General features: G+C 56.3%; 13 protein-coding genes and 3 pseudogenes. 15 read left to right on the top strand and 1 reads right to left on the bottom strand.

The annotated features are described in order from the left end of the window. Positions 1-33 precede the first annotated feature (33 nt). On the top strand, positions 34-933 hold the full coding sequence (locus H8Z83_RS16295; protein ID WP_187016044.1) for an MBL fold metallo-hydrolase: 900 nt from the start codon (positions 34-36) through the stop codon (positions 931-933). 92 nt (positions 934-1,025) lie between these two features. Here H8Z83_RS16295 and H8Z83_RS16290 read toward each other — a convergent pair whose 3' ends face one another. Continuing rightward, positions 1,026-1,262 carry a hypothetical protein gene (locus H8Z83_RS16290; RefSeq protein WP_187016043.1) on the bottom strand — a complete coding sequence of 79 codons (237 nt, stop codon included), beginning with the start codon at positions 1,260-1,262 and terminating at the stop codon, positions 1,026-1,028. 445 nt (positions 1,263-1,707) lie between these two features. On the opposite strand from H8Z83_RS16290, the gene H8Z83_RS16285 reads away from it, so the two are divergent. From H8Z83_RS16285 to H8Z83_RS16225, 14 genes and pseudogenes are all read left to right on the top strand, one after another. Continuing rightward, positions 1,708-1,962, top strand: coding sequence for a hypothetical protein (locus H8Z83_RS16285; protein ID WP_187016042.1), 255 nt, complete (start codon positions 1,708-1,710; stop codon positions 1,960-1,962). Between the two features lie 95 nt (positions 1,963-2,057). Beyond that, positions 2,058-5,426 carry an S-layer homology domain-containing protein gene (locus H8Z83_RS16280; protein ID WP_187016041.1) on the top strand — a complete coding sequence of 1,123 codons (3,369 nt, stop codon included), beginning with the start codon at positions 2,058-2,060 and terminating at the stop codon, positions 5,424-5,426. 83 nt (positions 5,427-5,509) lie between these two features. Beyond that, on the top strand, positions 5,510-6,868 hold the full coding sequence (locus H8Z83_RS16275; RefSeq protein WP_187016040.1) for a serpin family protein: 1,359 nt from the start codon (positions 5,510-5,512) through the stop codon (positions 6,866-6,868). A 440-nt stretch (positions 6,869-7,308) separates the two neighbouring features. Next, positions 7,309-8,511 (top strand): annotated as a pseudogene (locus H8Z83_RS16270) (ABC transporter substrate-binding protein). Between the two features lie 184 nt (positions 8,512-8,695). Next, positions 8,696-9,571, top strand: a complete 876-nt coding sequence (locus H8Z83_RS16265; RefSeq protein ID WP_187016039.1) for a branched-chain amino acid ABC transporter permease — start codon at positions 8,696-8,698, stop codon at positions 9,569-9,571. Positions 9,572-9,584: 13 nt separating this feature from the next. Then, a complete protein-coding gene (locus H8Z83_RS16260; RefSeq protein ID WP_366464486.1) occupies positions 9,585-10,742 on the top strand; it encodes a branched-chain amino acid ABC transporter permease in 1,158 nt (385 codons plus the stop codon). Next, positions 10,739-11,581 carry an ABC transporter ATP-binding protein gene (locus H8Z83_RS16255; protein ID WP_187016038.1) on the top strand — a complete coding sequence of 281 codons (843 nt, stop codon included), beginning with the start codon at positions 10,739-10,741 and terminating at the stop codon, positions 11,579-11,581. Before H8Z83_RS16260 ends, H8Z83_RS16255 begins: the two co-directional genes overlap by 4 nt. Next, positions 11,574-12,284 (top strand): ABC transporter ATP-binding protein, encoded by a 711-nt coding sequence (locus H8Z83_RS16250; protein ID WP_187016037.1) that lies wholly within the window; start codon positions 11,574-11,576, stop codon positions 12,282-12,284. Before H8Z83_RS16255 ends, H8Z83_RS16250 begins: the two co-directional genes overlap by 8 nt. Positions 12,285-12,476: 192 nt before the next feature. After that, positions 12,477-12,797: pseudogene (locus tag H8Z83_RS19945) on the top strand (transposase); the annotation flags it as partial. A gap of 85 nt (positions 12,798-12,882) precedes the next feature. Next, a pseudogene (locus H8Z83_RS16245) lies at positions 12,883-13,065 on the top strand (CD1845 family protein); the annotation flags it as partial. Between the two features lie 105 nt (positions 13,066-13,170). Next, complete coding sequence (locus H8Z83_RS16240; RefSeq protein WP_187016036.1) at positions 13,171-14,211, top strand: PDDEXK nuclease domain-containing protein; 1,041 nt, start codon at positions 13,171-13,173, stop codon at positions 14,209-14,211. Then, a complete protein-coding gene (locus tag H8Z83_RS16235) occupies positions 14,204-14,524 on the top strand; it encodes a hypothetical protein (protein ID WP_436231652.1) in 321 nt (106 codons plus the stop codon). The genes H8Z83_RS16240 and H8Z83_RS16235 overlap by 8 nt, the downstream gene beginning before the upstream one ends. 65 nt (positions 14,525-14,589) lie before the next feature. After that, a complete protein-coding gene (locus H8Z83_RS16230) occupies positions 14,590-15,459 on the top strand; it encodes an IS1595 family transposase (protein WP_187016035.1) in 870 nt (289 codons plus the stop codon). Positions 15,460-15,682: 223 nt separating this feature from the next. Then, positions 15,683-17,098: a relaxase/mobilization nuclease domain-containing protein gene (locus H8Z83_RS16225; protein ID WP_187016034.1), complete on the top strand. Its 1,416-nt coding sequence runs from the start codon at positions 15,683-15,685 to the stop codon at positions 17,096-17,098. The last annotated feature ends 205 nt before the right edge of the window (positions 17,099-17,303 follow it).

Genomic DNA, 17,303 nt, shown 5'->3' with positions numbered 1-17,303 from the left:
TTTTTAAACAACTGACAAGGAGAAAAGCCTGCCATGAAGCTGACTGTCTTATCAGAAAACGCCGTTCTGTACCCCGGCCTTGAGGGGGAATTCGGCCTGTCCGTCTACCTGGAGGAAGGAGATACCCGCCTGCTGTTCGACGCCGGGGAACGGGACGCCTGCCTGCGGAACGCGGAGAAGCTGGGTATCGACCTCCGGCGGGTCACTGCCGTGGCGTTCAGCCACAACCACCGTGATCACTGCGGTGGTTTTCTGCGCCTGGCGGAGCTCCTTCCGCCGGACGTACCCATTTATGCCCATAGCGGCTTTTTCATCCGGAAGTGGTGGGATCACCGGTGCGACCCGCCTCAGCAGGAAACCTATTCCCAGATGCTGGAGCTGGTAGGCCCGCCCATGGAGGCATCCTGGTTCTTCCAGCAGGGGCTGACCGGCTTCCGCTGTCTGGCAGATGACTGCATGCAGATCGCTCCGCATGTGTATCTCCTGGGGAATTTCCCCGTCCCCGGACCAGAGGAAGCGGTCCATCCCTCCTCCGTGATGGAGGGGCCGGACGGCCGCCTGGTGCTGGATACCTTCCCGGAGGAGCAGGTCTGTGTGGTGGATACCCCAGCAGGGCTGGTGGTGCTCACCGGATGCGCCCACAACGGCATCCGCAGCATTCTCTCCACGGTGGAACGGCGCTTCCCGGAGCGGCCCATCCAGGCCGTTTTCGGCGGTACCCACCTGGTACCCCCGGACCCGGAACGCATTGCCCGGACGGCAGACTATTTCCGGCACAGCTCCATCACCTGTGCCGGTGTCTGTCACTGCACCGGCCCCATGGGTCTGGAAGTCTTTGCCCAAACAGTGCCCGCCTATCTGCCTACCGGCGCAGGCTTGGTATGGCAGACGCCCTCTTTCGCAAGGACATCCGCAGGCAGAAAAGAGAGTTGACCGCCATGCAGAGCCCGCAAACCCAGGAATAAAAACCCCCGGATACCTTATCCTCCCTGTCAGGGGAGCAAGGTATCCGGGGGTTTTATCTATTACGGAATCGGACAGTTCTGCCCCGCTGTGCGGTTTCTCACCGGATCATTCCCGCAAGGTAGGTGCGCTGCCAGATAAGCGCACATCCCGGGCAGAAACTCGTGGTGCTTCGGCAGAGGCCGTGCACCGGAGCGCAGCCGTCCGATGCGGGAGGGATTCATGCTGATCTCCCGTCCCAGCTGGCTGTTGGAAAGTTCCGCAATATTCGTCAGTGCGTCAAATCGTTCGACAAACATGGTGATCTCTCTGCTTTTTTCTCCATTATATGACAGCTATCCGCACGAGCCAACAATTTTGGCACGGTTTGTGCCGAAAATCTGGCATGGTCATTCGAGCGCGTTCGCTTGTTTTTTTCCTCTTTCAGCCCGTATCCTATATAGGTAAGGAGGCACCCCCCCCCGGTTCCGCAGCGGATCATCAATTTCTTAACGCTCACTTAGCGCAAACTCTGTCTGTCAACTCTGCAAACGCCTTGTGTTTCATGTTCGCGCATGGTAAAATACACAGATAGCCAGTCCCCCCCTCGCATTTATTTTGCATTTTGACGGATTTTGGTCATCACTGCCAAACAATTCACTTCCGCTTCAAGGGCGGCAGCACCGCCGCGGTATAAATTCAGCCGGGACAAACCCATGGCTGAACTTCTTCTATATTCCTACATTTAAGGGAGGAAAAAAACCTATGAAACGAAGGATTTTGTCATCCCTGATGGCACTTGTGCTGTGTCTCACACTCCTTCCGGCAGCGGCCTATGCCGACGGGGGCACGGCGGTCTATGTCAGCAGCAGCGGCAATGATGGGACCGGTGACGGCTCGGCGGACAAGCCCTTCGCCACGCTGGCCAAGGCGGTCGACGCAGCGGATGACGGCGCGACGGTCTACGTCATGAGCGACCTGACCATGACGGCGCCGCCCGTTTTTACAGCAAGTCGCTGACGATCACCAGCGGCGAGGGCGGCCCTTACACTGTTACGCGCGACAATAGCTTTACCACGCAGAGCGACCACGCCCGAAGCTGGTACAACCCCGCCATGGTCGAGGTTCAGACCACCGGCGGCGTGGGCGCCGGTCTGACCCTGACGAACATCATTTTTGACGATGCCGGCAAGAAAGAGGGCACGGTGTTTGCTCAGGCCGTCAGTGATGGTTCTGTCGGCGCTGCCAGCAACGATAATCTCGTTTATGTGCAGGACGCCATCATCGCCTCCAACGCAACCGTCACCACCACGATCACGCTGGGTGATGGCGCGGTGCTGCGGAACTTCGGCGGCATGTCGGCGGTACGCGCCACTGGCGAAGCCAAGCTGGTGATGGAGCCCGGCAGCGTGATCGAGGATGCTTCGTCGATCACACGAAGCAAAGGCGATGCAGGCTCCGTCGGCCCCGCCGGTGCGGTCTGGCTGCAGGGTTCCGATTTCGAGATGGAAAATGGTGCGGAAATTAAAAATGTAAACGGCCGCGCGGTCTACGCGGACGGTGGCAGCGTAAGCGTCGGCGGCACGATCAGCGGCATCATCGGCAATCCCGCTATGTGGCAGGGCAAGGACGGCACGGCCATTCACCTGCGCGGCAGTGCAAAGGCAACCTTAAACGGGAAAATTTCCGATTGTACAGAGGGCGTATTGGTCTTCGTTGATAAAGCAGTTTTTGAAATGGCCACCGGCTCCTTCCTCGGCAATTCCGATGCAGCTGGCATCAAAACGAACGAAGATCCCACTTGGAGTCTTGTTAACAAAGATGATTATGGTACAGACCGCAATACAATTACAATTCACGGTGAAATATCTGGCATTAAAAACAATAAAACTCCAATACAGTTCAAGTTCGGCACACTGTTGATTGGCGCTGACAGCAATATTCATCATAACAGCGTCTTCTATGGAACCCTCTATATTCAACGAGATGCAATTGTTGATATATATGGTAAAATCAACAATAATGACGCAAGCAGCCGAGGCGGCGGCGTTGCGACCGCGGGTCATGGTGAAGTGGTCATAAATATGTACGAAGGTGCTGAAGTTAAGGGGAATACCGCAGTGAAAAATGGCGGCGGTATTATGATCAGCAGTAATACATCGTTCACGATGTACGGCGGCGAAATATCCGGCAATGTCAGTCAGACTGTCGGCGGCGGAATTTATCAATATAAGAATAATTCCAAAGTTGAACTTCAGGGCGGCACAATCCGTGATAACACAATGAACGCCACCGATGTTAAAGATTCTTCCACCGGAACCGAAAATGATATTACAATAAGCAACCAGGGCAACGGCAGCAGCAATCATTATTTGTATATCTCACAGAACACAGAACTTGACAATCAGAATGTCTATTTCCAGATTAACTCTACAACCGTCACCCCCGCGGAGAACAGTTTGGACATCAAGTTGGGCAACGCCAGCAAAGAGAGTGTGACCGCCTTGTCCGGCAAGGCTGATGCGAACGGCTGGAACGCTCCCCTCGCCACCTTCTGGGCGCAGCGGGACGGCGCGGCCGAGCTGACAGTGGGCGGGCTGACCTTCAACAAAGCACTTCCGGTCTACGCGCTGGTACAGGAGACCGGTGCGGACGGTAAACCGGTGTCCGGCGCGGAGGTCAGGGTATACAGCACAAAAATTACTGACGACGGCATCCGTCTGACACTTCCCAACGGCTATACGAACGGCTGCGCGGTTGCGCTGGCACAGCCTACCACCGACTTCGGCAGCGTCGGCATCTCAGGCCCTACAGAAATTGCGAAGACCTCTGATGCCGCGCCCTACGAGGTCCCCTATACCGTGACCTACACCATGTCGGACAGCCTGCGCGGTATGCTGAACATGGCATCGGCCGATATCCCGGCCATGTCCTTTGTTGTGGAATTGGACAGCCGTCTCGCAGCCAAAACCGGTGACAGCGGAAACTGCCTTTACACCTTCGACGGTGACGGCATCCTCGACGGCACGGCCAGTGTCTCCGGCCATACGGTCACCGTCACCTGCACCCCCTTGCCCGGTTGGAAAGCCGCGATTGCGGGAAAATCCTCCGTCAAGATGGTGTTGAAATGCGCCGGTCTTCTGGATGCAGCAGCTTTCGCCGCCGGTGAATCTCTGAACACCGCCGCCCATATCAGCGGCAAAGTATCCAGCGGCAGTACCGTCACCTCTGTCGTGATCCCCTCCAGCATCTGCCGGACCAGGATGACCGCCCAGACCTATACCGTGACTTACCACAGAAACGGCGCGGACTCCGGCGAAACGGTTGACAGCCGCAGCTACATCTTCGGAGATCTGGCCGTGGTATCCGAAAACGGCTACGTCCGCGACGGGCACTCTTTCGTCGGCTGGAACACTCAGCGCGATGGGAGCGGCACGCACCATGTCCCCGGCTCTTCGATCACGGTGACAGACCATATTCATCTGTACGCGCAGTGGACACGCAACAGCAGCGGCGACGATGACGACACCGGCTACACGCTCCGGCTCACCAAGCTTGATGCCGGGGACGGTACGCCGCTGAGCGGCGCGAAATTTGAGCTGTGGCGTGTCGGGACCCGATCCGATACAAGGCTCGGCGTCTACGAGACCAACCGGTACGGCTGGACACAGGCAGAGGTCTCCCAAAGCGGCGATTACTACTGGGTCGAGACCGTGCCGCCTGAGGGCTACCGATTGGGCGGGGGCAAGCACCCGACCAATACAGGCAAAAACAGCAGGATCACTGTCTACAATACCGAGGCCGCAGTGCCTGCGCTGTTCACCGATGACCACTATGCCTATATCGTCGGTGGGCCAGACGGTACAGTCCGTCCCAATGACAGCATGACGCGGGCAGGCGTGGCCACCATCTTCTTCCGCCTGCTGAAGGACTCCGTCCGTGATGCCAACCTGCTGACCGGCTGCACCTACACCGACGTACCGGACGGTCACTGGGCCAACACCGCCATCTCCACCATGACGGGACTGGACATTGTCCGGGGCTATGATGCCGCAGCCTTCGGCCCCGGAGATCCCATCACCCGGGCCCAGTTTGCCGCTATCTGCGCTCGGTTCGACACCGGCAAGAGCAACGGCAGCCGCACCTTCTCCGACATCGAGGGCCATTGGGCCAAGGCGTATATCGAGCGGGCGGCAGAGTTGGGCTGGATCAGCGGCTTCCAGGACGGCACCTTCCGCCCTGACGCCTATATCACCCGCGCCCAGGCCGTGACCATGATCAACCGGATGCTGAATCGGGTCCCGGAGGACCCCAGCGATCTGCTGCCCGGCATGAACGTCTGGCCGGATTGCGGCCCCGGCGATTGGTTCTATCTGGCCATTCAGGAGGCTACCAACTCCCACGATTACAGGCGCAAGGCCGGCAGCTATGAGACCTGGACCGACCTCAATGCGAACCCGGACTGGACCCGGTACGAAAACTGACATTTTGTGAAACTTTTTTGAAAAACGACCGTCTATATCAATATAGACGGTCGTTTTCATTTTTTCAGATGGAGGTGCTTCTCATGAAACGGATCTTCGCTCTTCTCCTTGCCGCGGTCAGTCTGATTTCCCTGACCGCCTGCGCGCAGCCCAAGGCAAAAACCGCCAGCAAGTACCAGCTGGCCGCCCCGCAGTATCCCCAGATGGCGCAGTACCCGGACGAAACCAAGTTCAGCAAACCCAACGGAGACTTTGACAGTGACGGTTTCAATAAGGTTTATGACGCATGGCAGGCAGACCGCAGAAAGCAGACGGATCAGCCGGAGGGCTATACGGACGTGCTGGACGGCTACCTCCGCGCCGCCATTCCCCAGCTTCTCACCGGCGGCAGTGGAGAGAACAAGGTCTGCTCCCCCATCAACCTCTACATGGCCCTCGCTATGCTGGCAGAGGTGACAGGCGGCGAGAGCCGGGAGCAGATCCTCGCTCTGCTGGGCAGCGGCGATGTGGACGCCCTCCGGGCCGAGGCCGCCGCTGTCTGGAACGCCAACTACTGTGATGACGGCGCGGTGACCAGTATTCTGGCCAACTCCCTGTGGCTCAGCGACAAAATCAGCTTCAAGCAGGAAACCATGGACGCGCTGGCAAAGTATGATTACGCCTCGTCCTTCCGGGGCGAAATGGGCGCCGCCGCCTTTGACAAGGCGCTTCAGGACTGGATCGACCAGCAGACCGGCGGGCTTTTGAAGGAGCAAGCCTCCGGCCTGACAATGGACAAGGAAACGATCCTCGCGCTGGCGTCCACCATCTATTTCCGGGCCAAGTGGAGCGGCGAGTTCTCCGAAGCCAACACCGTGCCGGATACCTTCCACGCCGACAGCGGCGATACGACCTGTGACTTCATGCGTCAGCGCGGGACGAACACCTATTACTGGAGCGACCATTTCTCCGCGGTTTCCAAGCGGTTGGAGGGCAGCGGCGCCATGTGGCTCCTACTGCCGGACGAAGGCGTTGCGCCGGAGGAGCTGCTGGCCGATGAAGCGGCTATGGACTTCCTTCTCAGCGGCGGTGAGAGCGCGGAGAGCAAATACCTCATCGTCAACCTCGCTTTGCCAAAGTTCGACATCGCGTCGGATCTGGATCTGGCAGACAGCCTGAAGGCTCTGGGCATCACGGATGTCTTTGATCCGGCGATCTCGGACTTTTCCCCCATGACCGATGATACGGCGGCCTATCTCTCTCAGGCCAAGCACGCCGCCCGCGTGACCGTTGACGAGGAAGGCGTCACCGCCGCGGCCTATACCGTTATGATGGTGTGCGGCACAGCCGCCCCGCCGGAGGAGGAAGTGGATTTCGTTCTGAACCGTCCCTTCGTGTTCGCCATCACCGGGACTGACGGCCTGCCGCTGTTTGTGGGCATCGTCCATCAGCCGCAGCCGTGATTGGAAGGCCTACTTCGCAGGCGGCAGATGCAAGGGCACTTACCGTTTCCATATCGCGGGGTTTCAGACACGCAAAGGCTCTTAAACGCAAGGGGCGGCAGATGCCGCCCCTTTTACATGGCCAGAAACACTGCTGGCCGCCCTTTGCTTTTACGTTTCGTCCAAGAAACTCAAATTTTTTTAGTCAAAATTACCAGAGGCACTGTCCGTTTCTGACGGACAGCGAAAAAAGCTGCATTTTCTGAAATCAGCCAATTTGTTCGTATACCAAATACATTTGATTACGCTTCATGGTCATTTGGTGAAAAGCCTGCGAAAACCGCAGGAAAAATTTTGTGCGGATTTTCTCTTGCGGGCGGTATTGTATCTGCATAAAAAACATCCATCTACAAGAGGCGGACGCTTTGAGCAGTCCAGATCTCGCAAGGAGGAGGAATTGAATGAAGAAGTTTGTTTCCATCACGCTGGCGCTGGCTATGTCCATGAGTCTGGCGGCCTGCGGCGCTGACAGCTCCAGCGATGCCAGCAGCGGCAGTCAGAGCAGTTCTGACGCCGCTTCCGGCGAAAAAGTCGTAAAGATCGGCGTATTTGAGCCTGCTACCGGTGACTCCGGCGCCGGCGGCAAGCAGGAGATGCTGGGTATGCAGTACGCCAACCATATGACCCCCACCGTGGACATCGGCGGCGAGACCTACAAGGTAGAGCTGGTCTATGCCGATAACGGCTCCGATTCCGCCAAGGCTCCTACCGCCGCTTCTGAGCTGGTGAGCAAGGACGTTTCTCTGGTGCTGGGTACTTACGGCTCCAGCTGCGCCATGGCCGGCGGCCCCATCTTCGGTGAAGCGGGTTTGGCCGCCATCGGCGTGACCTGCACCAACCCCGGCGTCACTGCGGGCAATGACTACTATTTCCGCATCTGCTTCCTGGACCCCTTCCAGGGCACCGTTCTGGCCAACTTCGCGCAGGAAAAGTTCTCCGCCAAGAAGGCCTATTGCCTGGGCGAGTTGGGCAACGAGTACGATCAGGGCCTGATCAAGTACTTCACCGACGCCTTTGACGGCGAGGTCATCACCGACTCCTTCCCCACCAACACCTCCGATTTCAGCACGTATCTTGCCAAGGCAAAGGATCAGGGGGCTGAGGTCATTTTCTGCCCGGTGTCCATTGCCTATGCGACACAGATTATCAAGCTGGCCGCGTCCATGGGGCTGGAGATCCCCATCCTCGGCTCCGATACGCTGGACAGCAACAAGGTGCTGGAGGCGGCTGCCGGTTCCGATGTGCAGCTGTATGTTTCTACGTTCTATCAGGAGGGCGGCTCTCCCGAATTCGACGAGGGCATCAAGGCCTGACTGAACGAGGACGCCACCGCCATGACCAACAACGGCGGCAATGACACCATCGCAGCCGTCACTGCCATGGGCTATGATGCCTACTATGTGGCGCTGGAGGCTCTGAAGGCCGCCGGCTCCACCGATCCCGCCGCTGTAAAGGCCGCGCTGCCCGGTGTAACCTACACCGGCGTCACCGGCGACATCGCCTTTGACGACATCGGCGACGCTATCCGCGACACTGCCTACATCAAGGTGGCTGACACCGCCAACAACGCCTGGGCTCTGGAAACGATGCAGAAAGCCGGTTGATCCGATCCTGCCGACCTGCCTGGCGGGGACTCCCCCGTCAGGCGGTCTTACCGTTTACAGACGGTTCGCGTAAAAGTGCCCCAAGGCCGGGACCGCCCCGAAAGCAGCCGCTCCGCGGCTTTTTTCAAGACGGCTCCGCCGTGTGCCTTCCGCGTAAAACTTGAAAGAAAAGGGAGGGTTCCCCGTGCAATACGGCATCTCCATTCTGCTCTCCGGCATATCGCTGGGCGGGCAGTACGCCCTCATCGCCATCGGCTACACCATGGTCTACGGCATCCTGCGGCTGATCAACTTCGCTCACGGCGATGTATTCATGGTAGCCGGTCTGATGATGGTCTACCTCAGCGCCAGCCTGCCGCTGGCCGCGGCCATTCCCCTGATGATCATTCTGGCGGTGCTGCTGGGCTTCATCATCGAGCGGGCGGCCTACAAGCCTCTGCGGACAGCCCCCCGGATGTCGGTGATGATCTCCGCCATCGGCGTCAGCTATCTGCTGCAAAATCTGGCGACCTATGTCACCGGCGGCCTGCCCCAGATGTACCCCGCCCTGCCCGGTCTGTCCAACCAGCTGACCATTGCGGGGGTATCCACCAAGTATGTGACGGTGGTCACGCCGGTGCTGGTGGTGCTTCTGGTGGCGGCCCTGACCCAGCTCATCAACCACACCCGGATCGGCATGGCCATGCGGGCCGTGTCCCGGGATTTTGAAACCGCGCAGCTCATGGGCATCCGGATCAACAGCGTGATCTCCGTGACCTTCATCATCGGCTCTCTGCTGGCGGCCATCGGCTCCCTGCTGTACTTCACCAACTACCAGTCCATCGTCCCCCTGTCCGGCTCCCTGCCGGGACTGCGGGCCTTCGTAGCGGCGGTATTCGGCGGTATCGGCTCCATTCCCGGCGCTGTGGTGGGGGCGTTTCTCATCGGTATCTGCGAGAGCGTCATCAAGGGCTCCGATTGGAGCGTCTTTTCCGACGCCTTTACCTTCGCCATCCTGATCGTGGTGCTTTGCGTGAAGCCCACGGGTCTGTTCGGCGAAAAGGTCACGGACAAAGTGTAAGGGGGGATCGACTGTGCTGAACGAAAAGAAAAGCAAACGGGGCACGGTGATCGCCCTGCTCTGCGCGCTGGCACTGTTGGCGCTGGTCATCCTGCTGGAAAACACCATGAAGCCCACGGGGATGCTGTTCACCGTTCTGAAAAAGGGCGCGGTATATGCGCTGGTGGCGGTGTCCATGAACCTGCTCAACGGCTTCACCGGCCTGTTTTCTCTGGGGCAGGCGGGCTTCATGCTGCTGGGCGCTTACACCTACGCCATTCTCACCATTCCCACGGCGGACCGGGAAGCGGTGTACTATCTCTATAACGGCTCCGCCGTGAATTTCTCCCTGCCGGAGCTGTTCGGCGGCGGGGCTGTGGGGCTGGTGCTGGGCGTTCTGCTGGCCCTGTTTCTGGGCGGCTGCGCGGCGGCAGCGGTGGCGTGGCTCATCGGCCTGCCGGTGCTGCGTCTGAAATCCGACTATCTGGCCATTGCCACTCTGGGCTTCGCGGAGATCATCCGGGCCATTTTCCAGTGGGACCCCCTCGGCCCTGTGACCAACGGCGCCAACGCCTTGAAGAGCTTCCCCACCTTCTCCAGCTTCAATATCCAGAATGCCGACGGCAAGGTGATTCTGCGGCTGTCCACCTTCGTACCGTTTCTGCTGGCGGGGGTGTGCGTGGCGGTGATCGTGCTGCTGATCAACTCCACCTACGGCCGGGCTTTCAAGGCTATCCGGGACGATGAGGTGGCGGCAGAGGCCATGGGCATCAATCTGGCCCGCCACAAGCGGCTGGCCTTCTGCATCAGCTCGTTTTTCGCCGGAGTGGGCGGCGGCCTGTTCGCCATGTTCGCCAATCAGGCGCAGGCCAAGGTGTTCACCACGGCCATGACCTACGAGATCTTGCTGATCGTGGTCATCGGCGGCATCGGCTCCATTTCCGGAAGCTGCATTGCGGCGTTTTTGTACGTGGCGGCCAGCGAGTGGTGGCTGCGGTTTCTGGATACCGAGACCTACATCGGCAGCTTCAAGGTGCCGTTCCTGCGGACTGGCTTCCGCATGGTGGTGTTTTCCGTCATCATCATGGTGGTGGTGCTGTTCTTCCGGAAGGGCATCATGGGAGATAAAGAGTTGCCGGATCTCCTGAAAAAGCGGCAGAAAAAAGCAACGAAGGAGGCGGTACAGCCATGAGTGAGCAGCTTTTGAGACTGGATCACATCACCATGCAGTTCGGCGGCGTTGTGGCTGTGGACGATCTGGAGCTGGTGGTCAACGAGGGGGAGATCGTGGCCCTCATCGGCCCCAACGGCGCGGGAAAAACCACCGCCTTCAATGTCATCACCGGCGTGTACCAGCCCACCAACGGCGCGGTGTGGTTCGATGGGGCAAAGATCATCGAAAACCACCCCCAGGGCAAAATGAAAAAGCAGTACAAGGGCCAGTGCGACGGACTTTACACGGAGACCCTCTCCCCTACCCCGGATAAGATCACCCGGGCGGGCATGGCCCGGACCTTCCAGAACATCCGTTTGTGGAAGACCCAGACGGTGTTCGACAATGTGCTCATCGCCAAGCATTGCCGCTCCACCAGCAGCGTGTTTTCCGCCGCGTTCCGGCTGAACCGGAAGGAGGAAGCGGCCCAGCGGGCACAGGTGGAGGAGCTGCTGGAGATCGTAGGGTTGTCCGATGTGAAAAACGAGTTGGCCACCAGCCTGCCCTACGGCAAGCAGCGGCGGCTGGAAATCGCCCGGGCACTGGCGGCGGAGCCGAAGCTGCTGCTTCTGGATGAGCCGGCCGCCGGCATGAACCCTCAGGAAACGGAGGAGCTGACAGCCTTTATCGGGGAGATCCGGGAAAAATTCAAGATCACGATTCTCCTCATCGAGCACCACATGAATCTGGTCATGGGCATTTCCGACCGCATCTATGTGCTGGATTTCGGCAAGCTGATCGCCCACGGCACACCGGCGGAGATCCAAAAAAATCAGCGCGTCATCGACGCGTATCTGGGGGTGGCTGACGATGCTTAAAATTGAAAACCTCCAGGTCCACTACGGCGGCATTCAGGCCCTCCGGGGCATTTCTCTGGAAGTACCGGACGGCAGGATCGTGACGCTGATCGGTGCCAACGGCGCAGGCAAATCCACCACCCTGCGGACCATCACCGGACTGGTAAAGGCCTCCGGCGGCTCCGTCCAGTGGGACGGGCAGGAGCTGCTGGGCAAGTCCATCGACAAGATCATCTCCACCGGCATCGCCATGAGTCCGGAGGGCCGCCGGGTCTTCCCGGATATGACGGTGCTGGAAAATCTGAAGATCGGGGCCTATCTGCGCCGGGACAAGGCGGAGATTGAAAAAGACATCCAGTGGGTGTACAGCCTGTTTCCCCGTCTGGAGGAACGGAGCTGGCAGCTGGCGGGCACCCTCTCCGGCGGCGAGCAGCAGATGCTGGCCGTGGGCCGTGCCCTCATGTCCCGCCCCAAGCTGATGATGCTGGATGAACCGTCTCTGGGCCTGGCCCCGCTGGTGGTGCAGGACATCTTCTCCATCATCCGGGAGATCAACCGGCAGGGCGTCACGGTGCTGCTGGTGGAACAGAACGCCAACATGGCCCTGAAGATCGCGGACCTCGCCTATGTGCTGGAGACCGGCACCATCACCATGTCCGGCACCGGCTCGGAGCTGCTGGCGGACAGCCGGGTGAAGGAAGCGTATCTGGGAAAAAGCAGCTGATTTCTGCCGAATACACGCAATGCCCGAAGGAACATCTCCTTCGGGCATTTTTCTGCGGGAATCCAACCTTCTGCTGACCGCAAAAAAGCTGCCGGGGAGATCAACTCCCCGGCAGCTCAGCATATCGAAAAAGTCCGGCTGGAGCTGGGCTTTTTCTGATAGATATGGTAGAATGGACAAGGGTGATGAAAGATGCTGGAACGTGGGAAAATGGATCGAGATCTGGTAGAGTTCGTAGTCATAGACCAACTGGTGCCGAGAGACCATCTGCTGAGAAAAATAGATGCGGCGGTAGGTTTTAACCGGCTCTACGAAATGGTAGAACCCCTGTACAGTGAGGATAATGGGCGCCCCAGCATCGACCCTGTGGTGCTGTTCAAGATGGTGCTGATCCAGCATCTGTACGGCCTTCCCTCACTGCGGCGGACAGCGGAAGAAGTCAGCGCAAACAATTGCTATCGCTGGTTTCTCGGTTATCCCTTGCAGGAGGAAACGCCGCATTTTTCCACGGTGAGCTATAACTTCCGGCATCGGTTCACCGAAGAGACCGTGGATCGGGTATTTGTGTGGATTTTGGATGAGGTAGCCAAGGCAGGCTATCAGCATGGTGATCGTCCTGCTGGGTGTGGCGGTTCTGCTGACCTGTTCCCTGCAAAACGGCATTATCCTGCTGGTGATGGCATTCCTTATTAGTCCCTATGGTCTGCCAATGGCTGCCATCTGGCTGCTGGGCAAGGTGCAGGACTTGAAGTTTACCATTCAGGATTTGGTTTATGGATAAAATATGCCACTGATGTTATTTTGCTTTCCATTAAAAATAGGATATACTATCTAAGAATATATTCTGCCGCCGAGTGCGGATAGTTTTAGATAAAGGAGGGCGTGTATGGAAAATCAATTAACGCCAAACAACTCCATGGTTTTGGAAATCCGAGAGCTGCTGGAAAACGCCAGAAAAAATGTTGCACAGCAGGTTAATACGCAGCTTTTGACAACCTACTGGAACATTGGCCGGATTATCGTGGAGTATGAACAGCAAAATCAGATTCGCGCGGATTATGGAAAACAAACCTTAAGGGAACTTTCCAAAGAGCTGACACGGGAATTTGGAAAAGGTTTTTCTCGTTCTAATTTGCAAAATATGCGGGCATTTTATCTTGCTTATGAAAAATGCCAGACAGTGTCTGGCAAATTGTCCTGGTCTCATTACTGTGAACTTTTGAGTATTACGGATGAGAACAAACGCAGCTTTTACGAGAAAGAATCTATCAATTCGGGCTGGTCAGTTCGGGAGCTGAAACGGCAGATTGACAGCTCACTGTATGAACGGCTACTACTTTCCAGCGGAGATGCGAATAAAGAAAAGGTCCTCTCTCTGGCGCAGAAAGGGATTGAAATCAATCAGCCAGCTGACATCATCCGTGATCCCTATGTGTTCGAGTTTTTGGGTGTGCCGGAGAACAAGCCCATATTGGAAAGCGATTTGGAAAACGCTCTTGTCGTACAGATCGAAAAGTTTTTTTTGGAACTTGGACGGGGCTTCATGTTTGTCGGAACCCAGCAGCGCGTGACCCTGAACAATACCCACTACTATGTGGACATGGTATTTTACAATAAAATTCTCCGTGCTTATGTACTGATTGAACTGAAAACGAAAAAACTGACACCAGAGGCTGCCGGTCAACTCAATATGTACTTAAACTACTATGCGGCAGAAGTCAACGACCCTGACGATAACCCGCCTATCGGTATTATCCTCTGTACGGAAAAAGACAGCATCGCGGCGGAATATGCCTTGGGCGGTCTGTCCAACAATATCTTCGCATCCCGGTATGTTCTCTATATGCCGGACAAGGAACAGCTGATTGCTCAGGTAGAGGCTGTCTTGAAAAACTGGCACGATAAGAAAGATAACTGCCATGACTGAAAAAGAACTGATTGGAAAAGTACATTCAGCGGTCTATCATCAATGCCAGCGCCGTGGTTATGCGACTCCGGTAGATGTACTGATGGAGATCGGTGTCCTGCCAAAACAGAAATATGAGGACTGGCGGTTTGGGCGGATTGATTATCTGGAACGGGTATGTACTGTCAATCTGCGCAAACTCTCATTCATCATGCACCAGATGCGGGTGTACGCACAGAAAACTGGCTTAAAACCCTCCTTCTGTTACTACAAGCAGTGGGGTGTAAAAAAGAAAATGCTTATCGGCTTAACTCAGCAAGCCACAACAACTTGATAATGTCCATATTATCGGACAGGTGATATGAGATAATGTTCCCAGAACAAAAAGGGGGCATCACCATGGCACACGCAGCAGCAATCACCTTCAAGGAATTTCGCCACCGTTACAATAGTGAGGACGCTTGCAGGGCGGAATTGTTTCGGCTACGCTTTCCCAATGGGTTTGTATGCCCTAAGTGTGGCTGTGTGGAATACTATCCTATTCAAGGCCGGAATACCTGCCAGTGTCGTTCCTGCCGACACCAGACTTCTGTTACCGCCGGAACGGTCATGCACCGCACGCACCTGCCCTTGACGATCTGGTTCTGGGCGATCTATCTGTGCGCAACGGATAAAAGAGGCATTTCTGCTGTTCAGTTGAGCCGTACACTGGGGATCTGTTACGATTCCGCATGGCATTTACTGAATCGCAGTCGTACCGCTATGGGCCAAAGAGGCGAAAAATATTTGCTTTTCGGCATCGTAGAGCTGGATGACGGCTATGTTGGCGGACCATCTCATAACGGAAAGCGTGGCCGTGGTACAGAAAAAGCCAAGATTGTAGTAGCGGTGTCAAAAGCTGAAAATGGCATGCCTCTGTTTGCCAGGATGAAAGTGGTTGAAAACATACAGGGCAAAACATTGCAGGAGATCATTGACCAGTACTTCGCTCCACAAACGAAGGTAGAATGCAATGGGTATCGGAGTTACATGAATCTGGAAGGCGTGGAGCTGAACGCAAAACGGTACGAGACCAACGATCTGCATTGGCTGCATAAGGCAATCAGCAATCTAAAGGCCTTCCTGCTAGGAACCTATCATGGAAGATGCACCAACCTTCAGGCAAATCTGGATGAATACTGCTTCCGTTTCAACCGCCGTATGACTGGCAATCAGATCTTCCTTCGCTTAACCAGAGCTGTTGCTACTTCTTGTGGTATGCTGAGTTAAGCCGATAAGCACTAAAAAGAAAAATGGGCAGGGACACAAGCCGGTAATTCCGCTGCGGTTCAGCAAAAGCGGAAATCTGGAAATTGAGAAATGGTATGCAACTCATTTTGTGAATACCAAACGGATTGCAGTCTTAAAAGCACAGCAGCCTGTTGAAAATTTAGCTTAACCAAAGGACAGCTCGCACAGCTGTCCTTTTCTTTTTTGGAAAGGAGGCCCTTCTATGGCAACCACACGCATCATGCCCCTGCATATCGGAAAGAGGCGCACTGAGAGCCGAGCAAACAGCGATATTATTGATTATGTGGCAAATCCGCAAAAGACCGACAACGGAAAACTGATTACCGGCTATGGCTGTGACAGCCGGACCGCCGATGTCGAGTTTCTGCTGGCAAAGCGGCAGCATATCGCCGCCACCGGGCGGGTGCGCGGGGCAGACGATGTGATCGCTTACCATGTGCGCCAGTCATTCAAACCCGGTGAGATTACACCGGAGGAAGCAAACCGCCTGGGCGTGGAATTTGCCAAGCGGTTTACCAAGGGCAATCACGCCTTTGTGGTCTGCACCCACATAGACAAATCGCACATCCATAATCACATCATCTGGTCGGCGGTCAATACGGATTGCGACCGGAAGTTCCGTAACTTTTGGGGAAGCACCAGAGCTGTTCGACATTTAGGTGACACCATTTGTATCGAGAACGGATTGTCCATTGTAGAGAATCCCAAGCCCCACGGAAAAAGCTACAACAAATGGCTGGATGATCAGGCCAAGCCCTCCCATCGGGAACATCTGCGTGTGATGATTGACCGTGCGCTGGAGCAAAAGCCCGCTGACTTTGACGCATTGTTGAAACTGCTTACAGAAATGGGCTGTGAAGTATCCCGGCGCGGGAAAGCGATCCGGATCAAAGCACCTGGCTGGAAGAATATAGCCCACATGGGTGACAAGCTGGGGGCCGGGTACAGTGAAGCAGAAATCCGTGCGGTGCTGGCCGGTGAAAAACAGTATACGCCCCGTAAAAATTCCGCCGTGCAGCCGGAGCCGCCCAAGGTCAATCTGCTGGTGGATATTCAGGCAAAATTACAGGCTGGGAAAGGCGCTGGGTATGCGCGCTGGGCCAAGGTTTTTAACCTGAAACAGATGGCGCAGACTGTAAATTTTCTTACCAAACATCAGCTGCTGGATTATGCGGAGCTGGCAGAAAAAGCGGCGGCAGTCACAGCACATCACAATGAGCTTTCGGTGCAGATCAAAGCGGCTGAAAAGCGCATGGCAGAGATCGCTGTTCTGCGTACTCACATCGTAAATTATGCCAAGACCCGTGAGGTCTATGTGGCATACCGCAAGGCGGGTTATTCTCGAAAATTTCGGGAGGAACATGAGGAAGAAATCCTGCTCCATCAGGCAGCCAAAAATGCTTTTGATGAGATGGGCGTGAAGAAGCTGCCCAAGGTTAAGGACTTGCAAGCTGAGTATTCCAAACCGCTGGAGGAAAAGAAGAAAACCTACGCCGAGTACCGGCGCTCCCGTGAAGAAATGCGGGAGCTTTTAACGGCAAAGGCCAATGTGGATCGGGTGCTGAACATGGACGAGGAACAGAAAAAAGAACAGGAAAAAGACCACGGCCAGCGGTGAGCCGGTCATGGTCCAAAGCGTTCGCAGAATGAGCAGCCACAGAATGAAATTCTGTGTTCAAAGGGGTTTGGGGGCGCTGCCCCGGGCAAGCAAAGCGGAGGGGAAATCACGGCAGGATTTTTCCCTCTGCGGGCCGAGTGTATTAACACCGGCATTGCTTGCCCCTTTTGCGTCTTTGCATGGATGTATGCGTTGCTGCTCGCTT

The organism is Dysosmobacter segnis (assembly GCF_014297285.1).
Classification (GTDB): domain Bacteria; phylum Bacillota; class Clostridia; order Oscillospirales; family Oscillospiraceae; genus Oscillibacter; species Oscillibacter segnis.
Note: the sequence above shows the minus strand (reverse complement) of the source record. Positions and strands in the feature narration are given on the sequence as shown.